Below are 15,221 nucleotides of genomic sequence, written 5' to 3'. Positions count from 1 at the left end.
TCTACGTACATTTTTAGAACAAGCATCGGCAAAACTTAATTTTGCTTTCACAAATTAAGCGTATAGTAAGACATCTCCCCTTCGTCGTGAGATGTCCAATAAAAGATATAAAGCAACGAAGAGAGAATTGATATGTCTATCCTAAGTTGGGACGATTTCGAAGATGATTCGCAAAAACCGGCTGCTCCTGAACACCAGCCTACGCCCGTCGAACCGCAAAAAGCGGCTAATCCGCAAGTGGTACCTGCTGCAGAGCAACCACAGACGCATGTGGCAGCTGCACAACCCGCTGCAACCCCTCGAAGCGGATCAGCAAATTCAACCGATTCGCTGGCAAGAGCATCTGCTTCCCTAGAACAGCTTGACGTGGCGCCTGGCCTGGAAGAGCTGGAAATGGGTGCAGGACGCGTACAGGTTGATGACAAACGTATGATCAACTGCCGCGCTGACTTAAACCAGCTGGTGCCGTTCAAATACGAATGGGCTTGGCAAAAATATCTGGATGGTTGTGCCAACCACTGGATGCCACAAGAAATTAACATGAACCACGACATTGCGTTGTGGAAGTCTGAAAATGGCTTGACTGAAGATGAACGTACCATCGTGATGCGTTCACTGGGCTTCTTCTCGACTGCTGACTCACTGGTGGCCAATAACTTGGTTCTGGCGATCTACCGTCACATCACTAACCCGGAATGCCGTCAGTACATCTTGCGTCAATCGTTTGAAGAAGCGATTCACACGCATGCTTATCAGTACTGTATCGAATCTTTAGGCATGGATGAAGGCGAAGTCTTCAACATGTACCGTGAAGTACCATCAGTCGCACGTAAAGCAGCTTGGGGCCTGAAATACACCCAATCTTTAAGCGACCCGACTTTCAAAACCGGTACCCCTGAAAACGACCAGATTTTGCTGCGTAACCTGATTGCATTCTACTGCGTACTTGAAGGCATCTTCTTCTACTGCGGTTTCACGCAAATCCTGTCAATGGGCCGTCGTAACAAGATGAATGGTGTGGCGGAACAGTTCCAGTACATCCTGCGTGATGAATCAATGCACTTGAACTTCGGTATCGACATGATCAACCAGATCAAGATCGAGAACCCGCACCTGTGGACCGCTGAGTTCCAGCAAGAAGTGATTCAAATGATTCTTGAAGGCACCATGCTTGAGATTGAATATGCGCGTGACACTATGCCACGTGGCGTATTGGGCATGAACGCCGGCATGATGGAAGAATACCTGAAGTTCATCTGTAACCGCCGTTTAAGCCAGTTGGGCTTACCTGAGCAGTTTAGCGGTGTGACCAACCCGTTTGCCTGGATGTCTGAGATGATGGATCTGCGTAAAGAGAAGAATTTCTTCGAGACGCGTGTGACGGATTATCAGACGGGCGGCGCGTTGAGCTGGTAAAAGTTTATGATTAAACCCTCCGAAGAGGGTTTAATTTTTTCAGCACTATAAATAAGCTGAATTCATCTGCGAATAAAAAATATAAATTCGCACCCTCTTGAATACAAAAAAGACGCGATACGCGTCTTTTTATAAAAATTCTGAATCTTTAAGCCGGAATACGTAACACCTGCCCTGGAAAAATATCATCCGCATCTTTTAACAAAGGACGGTTGGCTTCAAAGATTTTATTGTACTGATTGGCATCACCATAAAATTCTTTTGAGATTTTAGACAGGGTATCGCCTGATTTAACTGTATAGAATTTACTTTCTGGTTCTGGCGTTGCCACAGTCATCTGATCATCCACTTGCGCAACATGATCAATATTGCCCACCGCCAGTACAATTTTTTCACGATCAGCCTGGCTTTGTACCTGTCCTTTAATCGTGGCTAAATCGGTCTTGCCATTATAGTTCACAGAAAGGCCCGTAATTGGCAAGCCTAAAGATTTAATATGTCCCAATAATTTATTGGCCATTTCCTGTGCAGACGGTTCTGCTGGCGCCGCCGGTGCAGCCGGTTGTTGCTCTGCCGGGGCAGTATTTTTCTTACCAATACCTTTTACAAAATCAAAAAGTCCCATTGTTATTCTCCAGCTTTTATTTGATGCAATTGATTTTTATCAATCATTTGGAATTGCGTGCTTTCTTTTTATAACGAAAAAATACACAGGAGAGCGTTGCGCTTGGTTAGATAAAAGTAAGCTTATGTAATTTCGGCCTGCCATAAAAAAACCACCCAAAAGGGTGGTTTTTCTTAGCATCTGCTAAAAATCTTTAATTAACCAAGTTTTTTAGTCACATAGTCAATTGCAGATTGAACAGTTGTAATTTCGTTTGAATCTTCATCAGGAATTGTGATGTCGAAATCATTTTCGAAAGACATTACAAGTTCAACCAGGTCCAGAGAGTCTGCACCTAAGTCATCCATGAAAGATGCTTCGTTTTTAATCTCTTCAGCTTTAAGACCAAGTTGTTCAGCAACCGCTTGTTTAACGCGTTGTTCGATATCGCTCACAGGAATTCTCCTCATTGCTTGTGGCGTTTTTAATGCCGTTAGTTTAATTGAATCTATAAGTTTTTGAAAGTTTATACATGAGCTTAATTCATGTATAAACCACCATTTACATGTAACACTGTACCAGTGATGTAACTTGCTTTGTCAGAAGCCAAGAAACTCACTGCATTGGCGATATCTTGTGGATCACCTAAACGGTTTAATGCCACTTGCTCACTCATTTTTTTGCGAATTTCTTCACTTAACTGTTCGGTCATTTCTGTTGCAATAAAACCGGGTGCAACAGAGTTAACCGTAATTTGACGGCTGCCCATTTCCTTGGCCAGGCTGCGGCTAAATGCCTCAATCCCTGCTTTGGCCGCAGAGTAGTTGGCCTGTCCCGGATTGGCAAAGTGTGCCACCACTGAACTAATATTAATAATGCGACCGAAACGCGCTTTGGTCATGCCTTTCAGTACACGTTTAGACAAACGGTAAACGGCTTTCAGATGGATGTTGAGGATATCATCCCAGTCATCTTCAGACATACGCAGTAACAAATTATCTTTGGTAATACCAGCGTTGTTCACCAAGACCAGTACCGGACCATAGTTTTGTTCGATGTCCGAAATGAGCGCATCAATTGCCTCGCCATTACGTACATCCAGGACTTTACCCGCACCCTGTTCACCAAAGCCTGTACTCAGTTTTTCTGCACCTGCTTCAGAAGTTGCTGTCCCAACCACAAAATAACCGTCTTGAATAAGCTGCTGAGCGATGGCTGCACCAATCCCTCGGCTTGCACCTGTCACCAATGCGACTTTGCGTTCTTGTGTCATGCAATTTTCCCTTCAGCCACTAAAATGGCATTTAAGGCATCCTCCAGACGACTATTGCTGTCAATCGGGAATGCTTTTTCTATGTGAGGTAAGCGTTTTGCAAGGTTCGCCAATACATTCCCTGGACCACATTCAACAATGTACTGAATGCCCTGGTCTTGCAGGTACTGCATGGTGTTTGTCCATTGCACAGACTGATACAATTGAGCAGTCAAAGCCTGACGCAATTGAGCAACATCAGTTGCTACAGCTGCGCCCACATTTTGTATTACAGGAATGCTTGGTAGCTCAATGGCAGTTTGTTCCAAAGCTTGTGCGAACTGTTCTGCAGCCGGTTTCATCAGTGAACAGTGCGATGGCACTGACACCGGAAGCGCAATAGCTTTGGCTGAATTTTCTTTGGCGAGTGCGATGACTGCATCTACCGCTGCTTTATCGCCAGCAACTACCACCTGACCTTGGGCATTGTAGTTGGCTGCTTCAACTGAACCGGTGCCTTGTGCGGTAGCTTGCGCACACAGTTCAATCACTTTGGCATCTTCCAGACCCAAAATGGCCGCCATAGCGCCCTGGCCTTGTGGCACAGCCGACTGCATGAGTTTGCCACGCAGATTGACCAGCTTCACGGCATCACCCAGTGATAACGCACCAGCCGCTACCAGCGCGCTGTATTCGCCCAGAGAGTGGCCAGCCAGATATTTGGGTGCTACACCACCCAGCTCCAGCCAGACACGCCACAATGCAATACTGGCGGTCAATAAAACCGGCTGGGTAAATTCTGTTTGATCTAAACCCTCACCACTTTGCGCAATGTGCCATAAATCAAAACCGATTGCGGCCGATGCTTCCGCAAAAGTTTCACGCACACCAGCAAACTGTTCTGCAAGTTCTGCCAGCATGCCGACTTTTTGTGAACCTTGTCCAGGAAACACAAATGCAGTTTTTGTCGCTTGCTCGAATCGTGTAGCAGACATATAAAAATCCTTTCGTGTAGAGCTGTTTTAAACAGGGTACGCCCCTTCAACAGTTCTTTTTTATGTAAGCTGATCGTTGGTGCGAAAATTTAACACTATTTTTCGGGTGAAGTAATTGCGAAAAACAACAAAAAAAGGGAGCTTACGCTCCCATTTTTTCCACTAAGCTTGACGCTTAATGCTTGTCAACAATTATTCAGCATCAGCTGCTTTAGCGAATAATTGACGACCACGGTAGATACCATCTTTAGATACGTGGTGACGACGATGAGTTTCACCAGTAGCTTGGTCTACAGTTAATGCATTCTCGGTTAAAGCGTCATGTGAACGGCGCATGTCACGGCGAGAGCGACTTTTACGGTTTTGCTGAACGGCCATGATGGCTCCTTACAAAGATCGAAAAAATGGATCAGAACAAATTCAGTTGTCTTAACGCAAAATTATAACATAATTTTTAGTTAAGTTTACCCTTCAAACTTGCCAAAACATCAAACGGATTATCCCGTTTTTCTTCGACATCGTTCTGAACGGCAGGTTGATGCTTGTGTTCGCAAGCGTCATGCTTAGGCGACAAAGGCAGCAACAATAACAGTTCATCTTCTATAAGTGCGAGTAAATCAGCCGTCGCCGGTGAATCATAATCACCTTTGCTGGTTGCTTCACTTTCACCCAGAACAATGAAATCAGCATCCTCATCCAAGCGCTCTATCAGTGACTCATCATCTACAAGCGCTAAATGGAAGTCTAAAACAAGGTCAATTTCCACGGTATCCAGACAGCGCTGGCATTCCATTGGAACTTGTGTTTCAACGTGACCATCTAGCCATGCAATGCGATGATAGGCATCCATTGATAGCTTACAGTCTATGTTAATCAATTGATCATCAATTGATCCAACAGCTTCACGAGCAATACGAGCAAAGCGAGACAATGGCAGGGTACCTGACCATGTAAAGCCCTGTTCAGCCCATTTAAACGGCTCAATCTGTGCCGGAAAGGTATTTGCTGACATAATTAAGGCGGCAATTCTACAAATTCATCAGTACTCTGTCAAAGATTAAGATACAATTTTGTACTTATTTAGACAGACCAATTGGGTAAATTAAGTCATGCATCTGTTGCAGCCGCAAACAGAAGTGAATGTTTCATCACTCGTTAGCACACTTTCAACGCTCGATTCTGACATTTCACCTGACCAAGTGCAACTCTCGGACTGGTTGAAATTATCGACAGAATCAGAATACGTCGATTGGCTCATCTTACACTTTAATCACTGGTTTTCCCACCACAATGTCAACCTGGTGCGTGGTGATTTTGAACCGGAGTATTTTCCCGCCACCGCAGACACCCCTGCTCGCATCCAGTTTGCGCATGGTTTCTTTAACAGTGCCCTGCATGAAATCAGTCACTGGACCATTGCCGGTGAGGAACGCCGTAAACAGCCCGATTTAGGCTACTGGTATGCCCCCGATGGCCGCACGGCTGAGCAGCAGGCCCTGTTTGAGCAGGTCGAAATCAGGCCGCAAGCGATTGAATGGATGTTTGCCACTGCATTTGGACGCAAATTCCGGGTTTCTTTAGATAACCTGACCGGTGAAGGCGGCGATGGTGCCTGCTTTAAAGACAATGTTTATGCCCAGGTACAGCGTTATTTTCGTGGTGAAGCCAAACTGCCACGCGATGCCAAACGCTTTATTGACTGTATCTGTTTATGTACCCGGCATGGCAAAAGCTTACATAGCGATGAGTTTTCAAGAGAAATGCTTGATTAAATTACATAAATCAACGCTCTGGATATACAGAGCTTTGTACAATGGTCTGAAAAGCGAATCATCATCAGATCAGGAGAAAAGAATATGCTGCATTTAAGAGTTCATCCTGAAAATCCTCAGCCCCGTTTAATTAGTCAGGCAGTAGAACGGATTCGTGCCGGCGATGTGGTGGTCTATCCTACCGATGCAGCCTATGCCATTGGCTGCCAGATCGGGAATAAAGCGGCTATGGAACGGATTGCCCAGATTCGTGGTCTTGGCCCTAAACATCAATATGCAATTTTATGTTGTGACCTGTCCGATATTGCCACTTATGCCAAGGTCGATAATGCCATGTATCGCCTGCTAAAAAACAATACCCCGGCAGTAACCACTTTTATTTTACCGGCCACCAGTGAAGTGCCGCGCCGTCTGATGCACCCGAAAAAGAAAACCATTGGCCTGCGTATTCCGAGCAATCCGGTTTGCCAAATGTTACTGAAAGAGCTGGATGAACCGCTCTTGACCTCCACCCTGATTTTACCGGGGCAGGATGATCCACTGGATGATCCTTATGATATTGAAATGCAGCTTGGTAAACGAATTGATGTGTTTATTAATAGTGGCCTGGGGACTTTAGCCACCACCAGTATTGTCGATTTATCTGGTGACCAGCCGGAAATTATCCGTCGTGGTATTGGTGATGTGAGTGCGTTTGAATAACGGCGCTCAGCGCCACCTCAGGAGGAAACGGTATGGATTTATTTTATCTGTTGCTGAATCTGCGCGAGTTTCCAAAAAGCCAGCTAATCTATGCGACCCAACCCTGGTCTCTGGAAGCTGAGGTTCTACTGCTGGATGCAATACCCAACCCGGCTGCCGTGCTCTCTATCGGACAGCAGGTGTATCATCTGCTGTCGAGTGTTGAAGAGGCCTATATCCTGTCCTTAAGATTAGGCCACCAAAACCTGTGCAGCCGTGAAATGTGTCAGCAACTGCTGGAACAGCTTGAGCAGTCCGCTTTATCACGTGTTTGATCTGAGGTGAGTTTTTCTTGCTAAAACCCTTATCTGTATGCGCTTTTAGGCCATATCTTCTACTGTATTGAACGTGATTTTTCCTGCTTTTTCGCTGCAGAATTGCCATCTACTTTTGCTTTTTTTCGCTTTTAGTCATTTGGGTAATTTATTTCATGGTCAATTTCCATTAAACTACGCGCAATTAACCCCATGCTTTCTTTTCGATGTGAGATCGAATGTAAAGCTCTTTTCATGCCTTTGAAAATTCGCGTGGCCTAAAACTGTAATGAATCAATCTGTGCATCCTGCTATGGACCAAGTCCCGCACATCCGCGTTTTGGATGAGTGGCAAGAGACGATTCCTGAGGATTTATATATTCCTCCTGCAGCATTTGAAATTCTGTTAGAGCATTTCGAAGGCCCGCTCGACTTTCTGATTTACCTGATTCAAAAAAACGGCTTTGACCTGCTACAGGTTGATATCGCACCGATTGCCTCTCAGTATTTGGCTTATATGGATGCGATGAAATCCCTGAATATTGAGCTGACCGCAGATTATATGGTGATGGCTGCCCTGCTGGCCGATTTAAAATCGCGTTTGCTGCTGCCGAAACCCAAAGCCATCAGCGAGCTGGAAAAAGATCCGAAGCAGGAACTGATTGACCGGCTGGAAAATTATTTACGTATTAAACAGGCGGCTGAACGTCTGGGGCAAATGCCGGTGTTAGAGCGTGATACCTTTAATACCCATGTCAGCCTGGGCCAAGTGGCGTATAGTAATGAGGGTCATGAGGCCAGCCTGTTACGTGATGCGCTATTTTGTGTATTTAATCGCCCTGAACCGGTGATTCACCAAATTCAGCAGGAACCGGTGTTACTGGAAGAACGGATTGCCTATATTGAAGCAAAGCTGCAAAGCGGTGAAGTGCTAGCGTTTGCCGAGCTGCTCAAGCCGAGTCAGGGCCGTATGGGCATGGTGGTAACGTTTATGGCGATTCTGGAACTGACCCGCCAGCAAAAAGTGGCAATTGTTGCCAGTGGTGTCGAAGCACCGCTGGCCATTCAGGGAGCACAGGCCTAATGTCAGAGCAAACCCTTAACATGTCCAGTGATGAACAGCATCATGAAGTGCTGATGCAGCTAGAAGCCATTATTTTTGCCAGTGATGCACCGGTATCGCTGGCACGTCTGAAAGAAGCATTTCAGGCACGCTATAGTAAGGCAGAATTAAAAGTCTTTTTACAACAACTGGCCATGCTGCAACATGGCCGGTCTATTGAACTGGTTGAAACTGCGCAAGGTTTCCGTTTTCAGGTACGGGCCAAATATCGTACCCTGATTGCACAGGCCTGGCCGGAACGACCAACCCGTTTATCCCCGTCTTTACTCGAAACACTGGCTGTGATTGCTTACCATCAACCGGTGACCCGAGCAGATATTGAACAGATTCGCGGAGTATCAAACAACAGTCAGATTCTCAGAACGTTGTTTGACTGGAACTGGATTAAGGAATCCGGTTTCCGGGAACTCCCTGGAAGACCCGCGTTGTTAGTCACAACGCCACAATTTTTAAATGCATTTGGCCTGACCTCTGTCGGTCAATTGCCTCCCCTGCAGGATGCCAAGGAAGCTTTCATGCACCTCGATGCCCAGGCACCGAGATCGTGAATAGGTGAACTGTTGATGATAATTTCTAAGGTTATGCTGTCATGAGTGAAAAATTGCAAAAGGTACTGGCACGCGTTGGTTTGGGTTCTCGCCGTTATATGGAAGAAGTCATTGCCGCTGGTCGTGTAAGTGTCAATGGCCAAGTGGCCCAGGTGGGTGAGCGTATTGAACCAGGCGATGAGCTTCGTATCGATGGTCGTAAAGTCAGCTTCCAGATTGAAGATGAAATCCGTCGCCGTGTGCTGATTTACTACAAACCGGAAGGTGAAATCTGTTCACGTAACGATCCGGAACAACGCCCGACCGTATTTGATCATTTACCATCAATCGCCAATGATCGCTGGGTCATGGTCGGCCGTCTGGATATCAACTCGACCGGTCTGTTACTGTTCACCAATGATGGCGAACTGGCAAACCGCCTGATGCATCCATCCAATGAAATTGAGCGTGAATATGCGGTCCGTGTAATGGGTGAAGTCACGCCACAAATCCGTAACAACATGCTGCGTGGTGTGGTACTGGATGATGGCCCGGCCAAGTTTGAATCCTTCTCTGAAATTGGTGGTGATGGTATCAACCGCTGGTATCAGGTGGTGGTAAAAGAAGGTCGTAACCGCGAAGTACGTCGTATTTTCGAATCTCAGGGCTTAAAAGTTAGCCGCCTGCTACGTACCCGTTATGGTACCGTGATTCTGCCACGTGAACTGCGTACTGGCCGCTGGATGGAACTGGACAAGAATGACATCGACAACCTGACCAAAGCGGTTGAGCTGAAACCACGTCAGGGAACCGGTCTGTACGGTATGGCTAAACGCCGTAATGAACGTATGCAGGAAAAACCGATGGCAGCGCGTCGCGGTGGTTTCTTGCGTCAGCAGCGCCGTGACAATGAAGCAGCGCCAACGTCTTCAACCCGCGGCCCGCGTGATGATAACTTTGGCAATCGTGAACGTCGTGAAAACCAGAATGGCACACACTTTGCCCGCCGTGATAACCCAAATGGCAACAGCTTTGGCCGTCAAGAGCGTGATGAACATGCGCCACGCAAACCATTTGGCAACAAAAGCTTTAGAAAGTTTTAAGCTGCCTAGCAAAAAGCCACTCAATTGAGTGGCTTTTTTTATCACAGTTTTAATCCAAAACTGGAATCTCAATCCATTTTGCCTCTGGAAAATGCCGAGCCAAATAGGTTTTTAAATACTCAGCGGTATCTTTAGAAATCAGCGGATCTTGTGATTCATCTTTCAGGTTATAGGCCAGCGCATACAGCGACAGCCCTCGCGCCATCAACGCTTCCAGACTTAATAAGGTATGGTTAATGCTACCCAGACGTCCTGAACTGACCAGAATCACCGGATACTGCTGCTCGGCAATATAATCAATCGTTAACATTTCCGTGGTGAGCGGCACCATCAGGCCACCAGCGCCTTCCAGTAGTACCACATCAAAACGCGCTGCCAGTTGCTCTGTCGCCTGGCGGATGTTATTGAAATCAATCTCACGGCCATCAATTTTGGTGGCCAGATGCGGCGATGCTGGATAAGTGAAAATTTCGGGCATGGTCAGTTTGCTGTCATCTTCAGGCAACCAGCCACAGCCCATCATCTCCCGATGTTGCTGGATATCTTCCGAAATATCAGTATTGCCAGTCTGAATCAGCTTTTGGGTAATGGTTCGCTGCCCTTCAGCACTCCAGACCTTGGCCAGATAACCGGTGGTATAGGTTTTGCCAATTCCGGTATCAATTCCACTGACAAAATAGATCTGTGCCATTAGCCTGTGCTCCGTGCAATACAATAAATCGGATGATAACTGAGCAGATATTCCTGCTGGCCGGCCACATTCAGCCGGGAAAACTGCCGATAGGCCTGATAAAACTGCTGCAAACTGTGTTTGGTCCAGCGGTGCCCGGAAGCGGTACCCGTGACCCCGGTGGCTTTTAAATGCTGCAATACCTGACGTGGATGTTCAAAAGCCAGGGTTTTGACAGTTTCAGACAAATACACAATTTCGAAGCCTTGTGACTCCAGACAGCGGCGCAGTTCCGGCAGGCTGAAATAATCCAGCCCCTGCCCGGTCAGGGCTTTAATTTCCTTGAGATTGTCCGGACCAAAACTAGAAAAACATAAATAACCCGAAGGCTTTAAAGCATGGGCGATTTTGGCAAACAGCTGCTGCAGATTCTGCATCCATTGCAAGGCTGAACTCGAAATCAGCACATCCAGCTGTTCTGGAAAAGCGATCTGCTCGGCATCGCCAATCCACCATTCGGTTCGGGAAGTAGAAAACGGTTGCTGCTGGACTTTCGGATACAGGTCATTGAGCAGCAACTGCTGCACCTGAAAGTGCTGCTCCAGCGCACGGGTTAAAGCCCCCGTACCACAGCCAATTTCAAACACCCGTCCCAGTTTTCGACTGGTTAGATGTGACTGCATCAGCCGAACCAGTTGCTGGCAAATCTGCTGCTGAATCACCGCATGCTGCAAATAGCTGTGATGCGCCTGGGCAAAACGCCGTGCCACTTGCGATTTATTTACAGACATCGCTGACTTGTCCATCATAACAGCGCCACGCATTGCGCCAGCTCACTGGACTGAATCTGCGCGGTCAGGCAAATCCTCAGCCGTGAACTGTTTTGCGGTACGGTCGGCGGACGTACCGGCATGATATAAAACCCAGCCTGCTGTAGCTGCTGTGCCTTTTGTACGGCTTTTTCCGATTCGCCCAGAATTACCGGCACAATCTGCGAGGTCGATGGACAGGCATAGCCTTTGGCTTCAACCTGCACTTTTAATTCCTGGCTGATCTGCTGTAAATGCTGGCGCTGGGCTTGCATCTGCAACATCTTCTGGAACATAAACCGGGTCCAGGCCATATTCAGCGGCGGCTGCGCGGTACTGAAAATCAACGGGCGCATGCGGTTAATTAAATAGTCACGGATCAACGGATGGCTAATCAGATATCCACCGACCGAGGCCAAGGTCTTGCCAAAAGTCCCCACCAGAAAATCAATCTGCTCCAGCACCGCATACTGCTCTGCACAGCCCAGCCCCCGCTCTCCACGTACGCCAATGGCATGTGCTTCATCAACATACAGCATCACTTTCGGATAACGCTGCTTTAACTGCACCAGTGCCGCCAGATCGGTTTCATCACCATCCATACTAAAAATGGATTCGGTCACGACTATAATCCGTTCAATTTGCGCATCGTCATGATACTGTTCCAGCAGCCGGGCCAGATGCGCCAGATCATTATGCCGGTAGCGCACCGCCTTGGCAGAAGATAAACGGATACCATCAATCATGCTGGCATGGACCAGCTTGTCGGCCAGAATCAGGGTTTTACTGTCGGCCAGTGCCGGTAAAATCCCGATATTCATATGGTAGCCACTGTTAAACAGCAAAGCGGCACGGCCAAAGGCCTGACTCAGACTCGTTTCCAGCTGCTCATATTCCGGGAAGTTCCCGGTCAGCAAACGCGACGATGAGGCGCTCATACGGCGCTCGGTGACAGGAGTTAAATCAAAAAATTCTTCACGCAAGCTGACATCGCTGGCCAGCCCCAGATAATCATTACTAGACAGATTCAGCATGCGCTGCCCGTGAATCTGAATCGTGCGGCCATGTTGCAGATTGGACTGAAACTGGCGCAAATTGGCAGTGCGTTTTAACTGTTCCAGCTGCTGGGCATAATGGTCGAGCAAACTCATGCGGCATTCTCCTGCATCTGGCGAACCACCTCGGTCAACTGGGTCAGCAAGTAGTGCAGTTCATCTGCTGAAATCACATACGGCGGCATCACATAAACCAGTTTGCCAAATGGCCGCACCCAAATGCCCCGCTGTACAAACTGCTGCTGCAGGCTTTGCATATCGACTGGCGTAGTCAGTTCAACCACCCCAATTGCGCCCAGCACCCGCACATCCTGTACATGGCTCAGCTGAGCCAGTGGCGTTAAAGCCTGTTGCAGCTGCTGTTCAATCTGCTGGATCTTGGCCTGCCAGTCCTGCGCCAGCAAGACTTGAGTACTTTTCAGTGCCACCGCACAAGCCAGCGGATTGGCCATAAAAGTCGGGCCATGCATAAATACGCCAGCTTCCCCCTGACTGATGGTATCTGCCACCTGCTTGCTGGTTAAAGTTGCCGACAGGGTCATATAACCGCCCGTCAGTCCTTTGCCAATACACATGATATCCGGCTCCACTCCGGCATGTTCCCAAGCAAATAACTTGCCGGTACGACCAAAGCCGGTGGCAATTTCATCAAAAATCAGCAGCAGACCATACTGCTCGCATAAACGCTTGGCCTGACGCAAATATTCAGGATGATAAAAGCGCATACCGCCCGCGCCCTGTACAATCGGCTCTAGAATCAGTGCGGCCAGTGTATGCTGATGCTGGGCCAAAGCCTGTTCCAGATCGGCAATATCATCTGGGTTCCAGTCTTCATCAAAGCGGGTTTGTGGTGCCTGTACAAATAAGCGATTCGGCAGACTTGAACCAAAAATCTGATGCATGCCAGTGACCGGATCGCAGACCGACATCGCATTCCAGGTATCGCCATGGTAGCCGGAACGCGGAGTAATAAAATTGGTTTTTTGTGGCTGGCCTTGCGCAGTCCAGTACTGCACCGCCATTTTTAACGCGACTTCAACCGCCACTGAACCGGAATCGGCATAGAAAATCTTATCCAGACTCGGTGGAGTAATTTGCAGCAGTAATTTGCCCAGCTCAATGGCCGGATCATGGGTCAGACCGCCAAACATGATATGTGACATCTGCTGTAACTGGTCGGTCACAGCCTGATTCAGTTCAGGATGGTTATAGCCATGAATAGCACACCACCACGATGACATGCCATCAATCAGACAGCGGCCATCTGCGAGTTCAATGGTCGCACCATAAGCCCGCTTTACCTTGAAGGTCGGCAGCGGCTGGGTCATGGAAGTATAAGGATGCCAAAGATGTTGCTGGTCAAATAAATCGGTCATCCCGGACTCCCTGTCTGGTTTAAAATCTGCATGAGCTCGATCTTACTCCCGCCACACAGAAAAAGAAATTGCGGGAATTATCATTTCCGCTGAAGGGTCAGGAGAGTTGCTTTAAATAGTCAATAATTTTCTGTGTAACCACATCTGTTTCAAACAACGGGATGCCATGCGAGCCAGAAATCACTTCCACCTGAAGATTTGTTGCAGCTAAATTCTGTAAATCTTCTGCAACTTGGCAAGGAACCAGCTGATCTTCATGTGCCAGCAAATGATATTGTGGAGCCGGATAATTTTTTAAGATGGTCACCAGATTAAGCTGTTCCAGCAAAGCTAATCCCTGTTTTAACAAGGTTAGAGATTGCGGCTGGATTAAACTTTGTAATTTCTGTAAATCCTGCCGGCTCTGGGCACTACCCTGACAGACCAGATAACCAAAACGTTTTAAGGTCGCGGCCGCATCTTTGGCAAAGCCCTGTTTAAACTGCTGAAAAGTCTCGGGAACCATCCCGTGGGGCCACGCGTCTTGCGCAACAAAACACGGATTCGAAGCCAAAGTAATGAGCGCTTGCGGCGCCTGTCCGGATTGCGCCAGTGCATCGGCCAGTAAGGTTGCCAGCTGCCCACCCAGAGACCAGCCCATCAGCACGCTATAGCCTTTGGCCCGTTCCAGCTGCTGCTGGAACTGTACCGGATCCGCCGCATTAAAAATGTTCAGGACATCGACCTGAATGCCGTGTTGCATTAGGCTATGTTGTACAGGCTGTAACAGGCCGGTTCCTCCGCCCCATCCGGTGATCAAAAGTATACGCTGCTGCATTGTGCTGTCCTTGTTTCCATCTAGTCGCAGTATAGTAAAAATAGCGACGCCTGCACTGCATCAAAATCGCCAAATCTCGGCCATAAAAAACCCGGCCAGTGCCGGGTCAATGTTGGGTTGGGCTTACATTTGCGATTGAATGTAGTTCTGCAAACCAATGAGTTCAATTAAACGCAACTGTTTTTCCAGCCAGTAAGTATGGTCTTCTTCGGTATCTGACATTTGCTGACGCAGCATGTCACGGGTGATGTAATCGCCCTTGTCTTCTGCCAGCTTGACGCCTTGGGCCAGTTTTTCACGTACCTCATACTCTAGCTTTAAATCGGCTTTTAAGCAGGACAGCACGTCGGTACCGACGTCAATATCATCACGTTGCATATTCGGAGTGCCTTCAAGGAACAGAACCCGGCGAATCAAGGCATCGGCATGTTGTGATTCTTCCTGCATCTCATGGTCGATGCGTTCATAAATCTTGCTCAGGCCCCAATCTTCATACATACGCGAGTGAATCAGGTATTGATCACGAGCAGCCAGTTCGCCACCGATCAACATATTTAAATAGTCTACGACTTCTGGATTGCCACGCATTTTCATTACTCCCTTACGAATACGCTCATTATGGCGAAAGCCAAGCCAAGTTGCAAAAGATAATTTGTGTAAATATATGATTTTTATATAATTAAAATGAGAAGCATGTGCATTTACAG

At 47.6% G+C, this 15,221-nt stretch carries 19 protein-coding genes; 7 read left to right on the top strand and 12 right to left on the bottom strand.

Annotated features, from left to right (window positions below; genetic code table 11):
* Positions 1-132: 132 nt before the first annotated feature.
* Positions 133-1,416: a ribonucleotide-diphosphate reductase subunit beta gene (locus FTT68_RS00520; RefSeq protein ID WP_005175999.1), complete on the top strand. Its 1,284-nt coding sequence runs from the start codon at positions 133-135 to the stop codon at positions 1,414-1,416.
* Between the two features lie 148 nt (positions 1,417-1,564).
* Here the strand turns inward: FTT68_RS00520 and lysM are convergent, their stop codons facing one another.
* From lysM to FTT68_RS00490, 6 genes are all read right to left on the bottom strand, one after another.
* On the bottom strand, positions 1,565-2,041 hold the full coding sequence (lysM, locus tag FTT68_RS00515; RefSeq protein ID WP_005175989.1) for a peptidoglycan-binding protein LysM: 477 nt from the start codon (positions 2,039-2,041) through the stop codon (positions 1,565-1,567).
* A 197-nt stretch (positions 2,042-2,238) separates the two neighbouring features.
* The gene (gene acpP, locus FTT68_RS00510) at positions 2,239-2,475 is read right to left on the bottom strand and encodes an acyl carrier protein (RefSeq protein WP_001279871.1); all 237 of its coding nucleotides are present in this window, start codon (positions 2,473-2,475) and stop codon (positions 2,239-2,241) included.
* An 83-nt stretch (positions 2,476-2,558) separates the two neighbouring features.
* Positions 2,559-3,293 (bottom strand): 3-oxoacyl-ACP reductase FabG, encoded by a 735-nt coding sequence (fabG, locus tag FTT68_RS00505; RefSeq protein WP_045796367.1) that lies wholly within the window; start codon positions 3,291-3,293, stop codon positions 2,559-2,561.
* On the bottom strand, positions 3,290-4,267 hold the full coding sequence (fabD, locus tag FTT68_RS00500) for an ACP S-malonyltransferase (RefSeq protein ID WP_075167567.1): 978 nt from the start codon (positions 4,265-4,267) through the stop codon (positions 3,290-3,292). The genes fabG and fabD overlap by 4 nt, the downstream gene beginning before the upstream one ends.
* A gap of 192 nt (positions 4,268-4,459) precedes the next feature.
* Positions 4,460-4,645 (bottom strand): 50S ribosomal protein L32, encoded by a 186-nt coding sequence (rpmF, locus tag FTT68_RS00495; RefSeq protein ID WP_005175977.1) that lies wholly within the window; start codon positions 4,643-4,645, stop codon positions 4,460-4,462.
* Between the two features lie 76 nt (positions 4,646-4,721).
* Positions 4,722-5,279, bottom strand: a complete 558-nt coding sequence (locus FTT68_RS00490; protein ID WP_005175975.1) for a DUF177 domain-containing protein — start codon at positions 5,277-5,279, stop codon at positions 4,722-4,724.
* A 97-nt stretch (positions 5,280-5,376) separates the two neighbouring features.
* Between FTT68_RS00490 and FTT68_RS00485 the strand changes: the two genes are divergently transcribed.
* The 6 genes from FTT68_RS00485 (at position 5,377) to rluB (ending at position 9,787) form a co-directional block, all read left to right on the top strand.
* Positions 5,377-6,039: an elongation factor P hydroxylase gene (locus FTT68_RS00485; protein WP_180083610.1), complete on the top strand. Its 663-nt coding sequence runs from the start codon at positions 5,377-5,379 to the stop codon at positions 6,037-6,039.
* 84 nt (positions 6,040-6,123) lie between these two features.
* On the top strand, positions 6,124-6,741 hold the full coding sequence (locus tag FTT68_RS00480) for an L-threonylcarbamoyladenylate synthase (protein WP_180057499.1): 618 nt from the start codon (positions 6,124-6,126) through the stop codon (positions 6,739-6,741).
* Positions 6,742-6,773: 32 nt separating this feature from the next.
* Positions 6,774-7,055: a hypothetical protein gene (locus FTT68_RS00475; protein WP_160241554.1), complete on the top strand. Its 282-nt coding sequence runs from the start codon at positions 6,774-6,776 to the stop codon at positions 7,053-7,055.
* A 268-nt stretch (positions 7,056-7,323) separates the two neighbouring features.
* Positions 7,324-8,118, top strand: coding sequence for a ScpA family protein (locus FTT68_RS00470; protein ID WP_016659867.1), 795 nt, complete (start codon positions 7,324-7,326; stop codon positions 8,116-8,118).
* Positions 8,119-8,138: 20 nt separating this feature from the next.
* Complete coding sequence (gene scpB / locus FTT68_RS00465) at positions 8,139-8,705, top strand: SMC-Scp complex subunit ScpB (protein ID WP_370459243.1); 567 nt, start codon at positions 8,139-8,141, stop codon at positions 8,703-8,705.
* Between the two features lie 41 nt (positions 8,706-8,746).
* Positions 8,747-9,787 (top strand): 23S rRNA pseudouridine(2605) synthase RluB, encoded by a 1,041-nt coding sequence (rluB, locus tag FTT68_RS00460; protein ID WP_005175954.1) that lies wholly within the window; start codon positions 8,747-8,749, stop codon positions 9,785-9,787.
* Between the two features lie 49 nt (positions 9,788-9,836).
* Here the strand turns inward: rluB and bioD are convergent, their stop codons facing one another.
* From bioD to bfr, 6 genes are all read right to left on the bottom strand, one after another.
* The gene (bioD, locus tag FTT68_RS00455; protein ID WP_005175948.1) at positions 9,837-10,478 is read right to left on the bottom strand and encodes a dethiobiotin synthase; all 642 of its coding nucleotides are present in this window, start codon (positions 10,476-10,478) and stop codon (positions 9,837-9,839) included.
* Positions 10,478-11,281 (bottom strand): malonyl-ACP O-methyltransferase BioC, encoded by an 804-nt coding sequence (gene bioC, locus FTT68_RS00450; RefSeq protein WP_253586879.1) that lies wholly within the window; start codon positions 11,279-11,281, stop codon positions 10,478-10,480. Before bioC ends, bioD begins: the two co-directional genes overlap by 1 nt.
* Positions 11,263-12,417, bottom strand: a complete 1,155-nt coding sequence (locus FTT68_RS00445) for an 8-amino-7-oxononanoate synthase (protein ID WP_180057502.1) — start codon at positions 12,415-12,417, stop codon at positions 11,263-11,265. Before FTT68_RS00445 ends, bioC begins: the two co-directional genes overlap by 19 nt.
* Positions 12,414-13,697, bottom strand: coding sequence for an adenosylmethionine--8-amino-7-oxononanoate transaminase (gene bioA / locus FTT68_RS00440; RefSeq protein WP_180057505.1), 1,284 nt, complete (start codon positions 13,695-13,697; stop codon positions 12,414-12,416). The genes FTT68_RS00445 and bioA overlap by 4 nt, the downstream gene beginning before the upstream one ends.
* 97 nt (positions 13,698-13,794) lie before the next feature.
* Positions 13,795-14,514, bottom strand: a complete 720-nt coding sequence (locus FTT68_RS00435; protein WP_016659861.1) for an alpha/beta fold hydrolase — start codon at positions 14,512-14,514, stop codon at positions 13,795-13,797.
* 123 nt (positions 14,515-14,637) lie between these two features.
* Positions 14,638-15,102, bottom strand: coding sequence for a bacterioferritin (gene bfr / locus FTT68_RS00430; RefSeq protein ID WP_005175934.1), 465 nt, complete (start codon positions 15,100-15,102; stop codon positions 14,638-14,640).
* Positions 15,103-15,221: the final 119 nt, after the last annotated feature.

The organism is Acinetobacter sp. Q85-2 (assembly GCF_013420555.1).
Taxonomy (GTDB): domain Bacteria; phylum Pseudomonadota; class Gammaproteobacteria; order Pseudomonadales; family Moraxellaceae; genus Acinetobacter; species Acinetobacter indicus.
This window is presented reverse-complemented; position numbering and strand designations above follow the sequence as displayed.